The organism is Paenibacillus glycanilyticus NBRC 16618 (assembly GCF_004000805.1).
Classification (GTDB): domain Bacteria; phylum Bacillota; class Bacilli; order Paenibacillales; family Paenibacillaceae; genus Pristimantibacillus; species Pristimantibacillus glycanilyticus.
The window spans coordinates 22,254-29,739 of sequence record NZ_BILY01000058.1; the positions used below are offsets into that span (position 1 = coordinate 22,254).

General features: G+C 52.6%; 9 protein-coding genes. 6 read left to right on the top strand and 3 right to left on the bottom strand.

Translation table 11 applies throughout. From position 1 onward, the window contains the following. Nucleotides 1-43: 43 nt before the first annotated feature. From PGL01S_RS28845 to PGL01S_RS28850, 3 genes are all read left to right on the top strand, one after another. Entirely contained in the window at nt 44-640 is a 597-nt protein-coding gene (locus PGL01S_RS28845) for a TVP38/TMEM64 family protein (RefSeq protein WP_244935801.1), read from the top strand. A 95-nt stretch (nt 641-735) separates the two neighbouring features. Further along, a complete protein-coding gene (locus PGL01S_RS31010; RefSeq protein WP_164775623.1) occupies nt 736-879 on the top strand; it encodes a hypothetical protein in 144 nt (47 codons plus the stop codon). A gap of 22 nt (nt 880-901) precedes the next feature. Beyond that, a complete protein-coding gene (locus tag PGL01S_RS28850) occupies nt 902-1,198 on the top strand; it encodes a transposase (protein ID WP_127498878.1) in 297 nt (98 codons plus the stop codon). Nucleotides 1,199-2,037: 839 nt separating this feature from the next. Here the strand turns inward: PGL01S_RS28850 and PGL01S_RS28855 are convergent. Further along, nucleotides 2,038-3,111 carry an FUSC family protein gene (locus tag PGL01S_RS28855; protein ID WP_127498880.1) on the bottom strand — a complete coding sequence of 358 codons (1,074 nt, stop codon included), beginning with the start codon at nt 3,109-3,111 and terminating at the stop codon, nt 2,038-2,040. A gap of 265 nt (nt 3,112-3,376) precedes the next feature. Then, nucleotides 3,377-4,144, bottom strand: a complete 768-nt coding sequence (locus PGL01S_RS28860; RefSeq protein WP_244935802.1) for a sporulation protein — start codon at nt 4,142-4,144, stop codon at nt 3,377-3,379. A 238-nt stretch (nt 4,145-4,382) separates the two neighbouring features. Here PGL01S_RS28860 and mscL point away from each other — a divergent pair, with 238 nt between their 5' ends. From mscL to PGL01S_RS28875, 3 genes are all read left to right on the top strand, one after another. Continuing rightward, the gene (gene mscL / locus PGL01S_RS28865) at nt 4,383-4,889 is read left to right on the top strand and encodes a large conductance mechanosensitive channel protein MscL (RefSeq protein WP_127498884.1); all 507 of its coding nucleotides are present in this window, start codon (nt 4,383-4,385) and stop codon (nt 4,887-4,889) included. Nucleotides 4,890-4,915: 26 nt separating this feature from the next. Beyond that, nucleotides 4,916-5,548, top strand: a complete 633-nt coding sequence (locus PGL01S_RS28870; protein WP_127498886.1) for an NUDIX hydrolase — start codon at nt 4,916-4,918, stop codon at nt 5,546-5,548. Nucleotides 5,549-6,308: 760 nt separating this feature from the next. Continuing rightward, a complete protein-coding gene (locus PGL01S_RS28875; protein WP_127498888.1) occupies nt 6,309-6,575 on the top strand; it encodes a phage holin family protein in 267 nt (88 codons plus the stop codon). Between the two features lie 46 nt (nt 6,576-6,621). On the opposite strand, the gene PGL01S_RS28880 is transcribed toward PGL01S_RS28875, so the two are convergent. Then, nucleotides 6,622-7,182, bottom strand: a complete 561-nt coding sequence (locus tag PGL01S_RS28880) for a superoxide dismutase family protein (RefSeq protein ID WP_127498890.1) — start codon at nt 7,180-7,182, stop codon at nt 6,622-6,624. Between the last annotated feature and the right edge of the window lie 304 nt (nt 7,183-7,486).

Here is a 7,486-nt window from a genome sequence, read left to right on the forward strand (position 1 = left end):
GGGTTAAGTGGGGTAGGTAACAACCATGCATGTGATGGAGAGCATGAATAATTTGTACGTCCAAATGAAAAGTCTGGACCTTGAGCATTTGCAGCGAACGCTGGAAAGCTACTCGCAATTTGGCATTTTGCCCGGCATTCTGCTGCCGCTTCTCGAATCGTTCCTGCCTTTCCTTCCCTTGATTGTCATTGTTGCGGCTAACGCGAATATTTTCGGGCTGTGGCTGGGCTTTCTGCTCTCCTGGGTCGGGGTGTCGATCGGAGCAATCTGCGTATTCCTGATCAGCCGCAAGCTGGGGAAGAACGTAAAGTCGAGAATCGAACGCAGGTTTCCCAAGACCGAACGGTTCTTCCGATGGGTGGACCAAAAAGGCTTTACGCCGCTTTTTCTGCTGGCCTGCTTCCCATTCTCCCCGTCGTCGATCATTAACATTGTGTCGGGCTTCAGCAAAATTTCATTGCGTACCTTTGTTCTTGCGACCGTGCTTGGCAAAGGGGTCATGATTCTAAGCATCTCGCTGATCAGCTTCAACATCGGCAGCTTCCGCGAGGAGCCGTGGCGCATCTTCGTAACCTGTGCCGTCATTATCTTGATGTGGTTCGGCGGCAAAAAAATCGAATCCCGCTATCATGTGAATTAAGCAGTAATTTGTTCCTCTTGGCCCGGGCAGCTCATACATAACCTCCTTTCGTGGCACACTTCTAAAGGATTAACTGCCGAAAGGAGGATGGCAGCATGTCAGGTGAATGGCCGTCCCATAAACAAGTCGAAGCCAGCAAAGCGCAATCATTAGCCGATCGTACCGGCAAAGGCAAAGAGCAAGCTAGTCGGAAGCAATCCGAAGCCGATGCAGCAGCGGTACCTAAGCACGGATTATAAGCGAAGGAAGGACGAGTGGGCCATGAGCGAGCAAGAGCAGCAGCATAATCAAATGGAGCCGATGTCAGGCGAGCATGTCGAGGTGTCGGGTGTTTATAAAAATGAAATCGGCCGCGTAGAGAAGCTTGAACGCGGCGACGTATTCCCTGCCGATCCGCAGATCGGCAATACCGAATGGGAGCTTGTCGAGCTTGACTTCGACAATCACCATGAGGGCCGTACCGATCCGCGTCTGATTGCAAAAGACGATGATGATGATCCGGAAGCTCATATGCAGCATCCGCGGCGCCATAAGGGAAGCAATAAGACGGATTCCTAGTTTGCGTTTGGCAGGCTGCTAAGGTGGCTTGGGTTCGGGGGTGACGGGAATGTATCTCCACACATTCCCTCTACCCCTTTCCCCTGCGCTGCAGCTGGGCAAAACGCAAAAAAGCCCCCCTCAATTGAATGAGGGGGGCTTTTTCGGTCGGCTACTCAGTTAGCCGACCGCCAGGCCACGGGCCAATGCCGGCTCCTTTTCGAGGGCTTAACGATGTCGCGCATCGTTAAGGTGGCAGCTGAGCTGCTTTTTTGCTGGCTTAACGATGTGGCACATCGTTAAGCCAGCTCGAAACTCCACTTTTGGCCCTCCACGGGCTATTTTTCTAGTTCTTAACGATGTCGCGCATCGTTAAGGTGGCAGCCAGGCTGCTTTTTTGAGAGCTTAACGATGTGGCACATCGTTAAGCCAGCTCGAAACTCCACTTTTGGCCTCCGCGGGCCATTTTTGTAATCCTTAACTTACTGAGTTACTCGAACCCGGCACTCCAGCGCCCGCACCTCTGTAACACGGTTTTCCCCTCTTATTTCGCGCCTCGCACCAGCCGGACTATCCGTTCACCGGCTGTAGCACGGTTTTTCCGGCTTATTGAGTTACTTGAACCCCGCACTCGAGCGCACGCACCTCTGTAACACGGTTTTCCCCTCTTATTTCGCGCCTTGCACCAGCCGGATCATTCGTTCAACGGCTGCACGGTTTTCCGGCTTATTGGGTTACTAGAACCCGGCACTCGAGCGCACGCACCTCTGTAACACGGTTTTCCCCTCTTATTTCGCGCATTGCATCAGCCGGATCATACGTTCAACTACTCGAACCCGGCACCGGCTAGAGACGGCAGCCTACTCCCGAACCGCCGCGGCGTCGGCTTTTTCGGCGCTGCGGCGCTCTTCGGGTTCGCCGTGGGGGCGCTGAATGTGGTCGACCAGCTTCTCCAGTCGCCGCAGATGATAGGCGTATTCGAACAAGGCGGAGGCGACGAAGATCAGCCGCTTATGCTCGTCCGGGTCCTCGCGGACATAGTCGGTAAGGTCGGCAACAAGGCGTGCCTCCCGCTCTTCTCCAGGCTCCAAGGACATATTCGGCTTCATCTTGTTCTCGATCTTCAGCACGATCGATTCATGGTACTTCGTCAAATCCTCGATTTGACTGTCGAAGCGAGCGGCCCAGTCGCCTGCCTTCGGCGCGGAGAAGTAATGCTCCTCTACGACCTCGAGCAAATCCGAACCCTTCTGCAGCGCCTTGATCATCTGCTTGGACACCAGAAGCTGGCGGGCGTGGCTGATTTTTGTGCGGGCCAGTATCTTCCGCTCTTCCTCGAATAGATTATAGCTGTCCTCAAGCTTGCGCAGCGTCTTGTGCAGCTTCTCTTTCTCCTTGCGGTACACCTGCTCCTTCATCTCGTTCGAGATCGCGGTCCGCAGCAGCAGCGACATCTGAGAGAAAGCGTGATGCACCTGCTCGGTGAACTGCTTTCTCGGCCGCGGCGGGAAGACAAGCACGTTGACGGTAAACGCCGCTCCCATCCCCGCCAATACCATCAGAAAGCGCTCAAGCGCCACCGTCGTTACCTGGCCGTGCGCTTCCATAATCGCGACAACCGTCACCAGCGTAACGCCGATGGTTGTCTCCATTCTCAGCCGGATACTAACCAGAATAACTAAGATACATACAAGTCCTACCGCAATCGGCGTTTGCCCGAACAGCTTCATCGCAGCCAGCGCCATCGCTGCCCCAAGCAGATTGGTCTGGAACTGATCCAGCACCTGCTGCCAAGAGCGGTAAATGGACGGCTGGATGGTCAGAATGGCTGCGACCGTTGTAATCAACGGAGATGCAAAACCAAACATTCCGCTCAGGTAGATGGCAAGTGCGACTGCCATGCCTGTCTTGAGCACCCGCGCTCCAATCGTCATACCCAACTTCTCCTTCATGAGCGAGATTCGCCCTTCCTTGTCTTCCCTTTATTATGCCACAAACGCTAAAATAGCCAAGGTTTCCCCCTTATTAACCAGAGGATTGGAGGCTGAATCAAATCAAGCGTTGTTCTCTCCGTTGTTTGGCCGCCACGAATCGCCCGCCATTACCGGATTCACGCAAAAAAGTCCGAGACGCCCCTACGGAAGCATCTCGGACCCGTCCCGATTAATCGCAATCGCTTATCCCGGCCATATAGCTTAGCTAGATCGTTCTGGCAATCAACTCGGACAACTGACGGGCAATGACGGTTGGCCCTGCCTGCAGCTGCTCCTCGGTAAATCTGCAGCGTACAAACGTTTCATCCAGGTCCAGCGCTTCCGCAAACAAGCCTCCCAGCCCCCGCGCACGCCGGTCTACCTGAAGCAGCAGCTCCAGCTCGCGATCGGACGAATAGAACATAACCTCCAGCTCATCAAGCTGACCCCGGAACTGGCTGGTTGGCACAAATTCAAATTCCTGCACGAACGGCATTCCGCCGCCATGCCGCGGGGAATATTCGCATTCCGCCTGGCGCAGCCGGAAGCCAAGAAGATCCAAAGCATGGAACACCGTGTTAATGGCGCCGGTAGGCAGAACATCGATCCGGTCGTTATCCCCCGGGTCCACGCCGCCGCGCACCTCGAGCTCGGTTTTCACCCATACCGGCGCCCTGCCGATCGTAAGCGGCGTTTGATGGGGTAAGCGGAAGCTGAAAGGCACTTCCTTGGTCTCGCCAGCCTCCAGAGTAAACGGCGCACTCACAGGATAGCGCCCGATTTCGCCGTGCTGTCTGAATTTATTGTCGTTACTCTCGCGAATGTATTCGGTCATGACTGACAATTGAATGGTATCTATGTTTTGCGGAGCGTTTCCCCCTCGAATATTGACTACACCCCGGACCTCTTCGCCAGGCACGTATTGTGACTTTTCAAGAAGCGTATCGATTTTGGCGGAACCAATTCCAATACTGGCCAATAAACGATTAAACATGTCATCCATCCCTTCGCTCTTATCATTGGATTAATATTGCTTAAGCCTATTACGGCGCATTGGAAGGGAAGTTGCATTTTTCGGGAAGCGATTTACCCTATCTGGCCCCAGCCCTTTCTATCAGAAGCAAGATCGACTAATATAGTAGAGTAGATTACATAGAGTTTGGTTATAGTAGAAAGTAGAATGCTTTCTGCGCGAGAATCAGCTCCATTGTCACTGTAGGAGGAATTGTAATATGAGAAAAATCATTCAGGAGTTCAAGGAATTCGCCATTAAAGGGAATGTAATCGATCTGGCGGTCGGTGTTATTATCGGCGGCGCCTTCGGCAAAATCGTTACTTCTCTCGTCAACGATATTATTATGCCACCCATCGGGCGTATGCTCGGCGGAGCGGATTTCAAGGACTTATTCATTAACTTGGGCTCGGACAAGCCTTTGCCGGAAGGCATTGCGATGCACGACATCCACACTCTTGCCGACGCGACCAAATACGGAGTAGCCGTTATCGCGTACGGTCAATTCATTAACGTATTGCTGGACTTCTTCATCATTGCCGTATGTATCTTCCTGCTCGTTAAAGGGATTAACATTCTGCGCCGCATGAAACCCGAAGAAGTCGCTGCGCCCGCGGCGCCGACGGAAAAAGAATGTCCGTACTGCTTGTCCCAAATTCCGATTAAAGCTACCCGATGCAAGCACTGCACTTCCGTGCTGGAGGAAGGAACGGCAGCAAGCAGCTAGGATCCGGATAAAAGATGGAGGTCCCGATGGCAGAAGAACGCTTCGATATCTATGACGAACAGCTTAACCCTATTGGCACCGCAAGCCGTACCGAGACCCACGCGCTGGGCTATTGGCACCGGTCCTTCCATTGCTGGCTGACGCGCCGCGAGGAGAACCGCCGCTTCGTGCGGTTCCAGCTGCGCCAAGCCGGGAAGGATACCTATCCCGGCTATTACGATATTACGGCAGCCGGCCACCTCTCTGCCGGCGAGACGATGCAGGACGCGGTCCGCGAAATCGAAGAAGAGCTTGGCGTAGCTGCCCGCTTCGAGGATCTGATCCCTCTTGGCGTAGCACGCAAGGAAATGTTCGGCGAAGCAAAAGGCATGCCGTTTATCGACCGCGAAGTCAGCGACGTTTTCGCGCTTGTATGCTCATTGCCGTTAGGCGATTTAAAGCTGCAAGCTGAAGAAGTGGCGGCTGTATTCGAGGCCGACGTCGAGCTGCTGATCCGGCTTTTCGAGGGAGAATTGCCGGAGCTGATTTGCGAGGGCGTTGCGTCATCGGCTGATGGTGGCCTATCCAAGGCGACGCGAGCCGTCCGAGCTGCTGAATTCGTACCTCGGGAGCCGAGCTACTACGCGTCGATAATGAGGGCTTTGCGCGATTGTACGTAACCGATACGCCGCTTGGGAATCCTGGCTTGCTGACGCTGCTATCAAAGCCGTCAGAGCGAACTCCCCAGGCCGCTTCCCAGTTCCGGTACCATTGATCAACCATGCCATGGATGTTGTAGAACTCGGTCTGCCTTGTGCAGAGGTCAAAGTTATCGATCTCCGGGTTGTTAAACAATCGCGCAGCGGTGGCATGGATACAGCCGTGAACCCCGCTGTACTCTATAAACCGGCCAAACTCATCAAGCGAAGGAAATGATCGCGGATTGTAAAGAATCCGGTATAAAGCCTGCTGGTTCATGCAGGGCGCCCGTAATATTCCGGCAGGCATTTCCGGCCAGCCGGCAACGACCCTTTTGTCGTAGCCCATACGGTCGAACCAGTTATACACCTTATTGATATAATTTCTGTGGAACCGTAAAAACTGCTCGCCAAACCCGACCGGAGGTATAGTGCCCGGCGTCACATGATGCTGATGATGCCATACTGTATGCTCCTCCATCCATTCCCGAGGGAAATTTGGGATAATCGGCATTGTCATTCGCCTCCTGTACCGTATCTTACATATCGTATGCATAGGCCGATGAATGAGTGTAGAAATGCCCGGTCAGCACAAATAGGCAAAGCCCGCTATGCCGCCATTGTTCGGGGCTTCATGCATCGCGCAATTTTTATTGGCCATATGCTGAAGCCCTCTCATTACGCTCCATAGATTCATAGTATAAAGTACGATGATAAAGCGTGGAGCGAAGGAAGTGGCGGTATGTCGTGGGAGGATATTACGAATCTCATCGATCCCCGATTAATGATTGTTGTGGCAGCCTGCTGGGTAATCGGCTATATGCTGAAGCAGACACCGATCGTGCCGGATTGGACCATTGTGTATGCGGTTACGGCGGTAGCCATCCTCTGTGCCTGCCTCATCTTAGGCTTTCATGTGGAAAGTGTACTGCAGGGTATTTTATGCGGAGCCTTTTCCGTGTACGGAAGCCAGTTGGTGAAGCAGACGTTTATAAAAAGAGATAAGTGAGAAAAAGGCACAGCCGTCCGGCGAGGACGGCTGTGCCTTTTTCATGTTAGTGCTGGATTACGCCGCAGGCTATGCGGCTGCCTGAATTGCCTGATGGGTCTGTCTTATAGTCATCCGCTTTTTCATGAATAACAAGCGCGGTGCCGGCTGCTGGAAGCAGAGAGTTTGGCGCATCTGTGTCGAGCGTTACATTTTTCGAAATAATTTCGGCCTTCACGGTACCGTCTTTGTTTACCGTAATATTCGGCAGATCGCCGTCATGGAAACCTTGCGGATTATCAAAGCCATGCTGTTTGTTCTTCGGATTCAGATGGGAGCCAGCGGATTCGAAAGACGGCGCCTCGCATTTGCCGACATTATGAAAGTGAATGCCATGGACGCCTGGAGTAAGGCCTTTAGCCTCCAGCTTCAGATGCACGCCGTCTTTTTCCTCCGTCAACACGACAGTCCCGATCTGATTGCCTTTCGTATCGATAAAAGCTGCTTTTGCTTCCATCACATGACTGCGAGTGTGGTGGCCATGTCCTTGGCTTGCCATTGCTGCACTGGAAAAACCGCAGCTTGCGACGAGGAAGCCAAGCGAACACAGCATCATTGATTTGTTCATGTTATCCTCCTTGGGGCGTAATTTCCAAGTTAGCTTTTACCAGGAAGAGGATAAATATTCATTCGTTGCCTAAATAATTTGCTCTATAAATCTATATGTCTATTAAATTATGCGTTTCGACTAAGTCAGTCGTCCATACCACTCTTGTAAGTCTGAATAGTATAAAAACAGATTCTCATATTTGATATGAGGTTCATTTGAGGAGGTTAAAAATATGAGTTGTGGTTGTGGTTTTAATGGTGGGTTTAATACTGGGTTTGGTGGAGCTCCAAGCATTCTATTCCGTCTCTCTCCAGGGGTACGC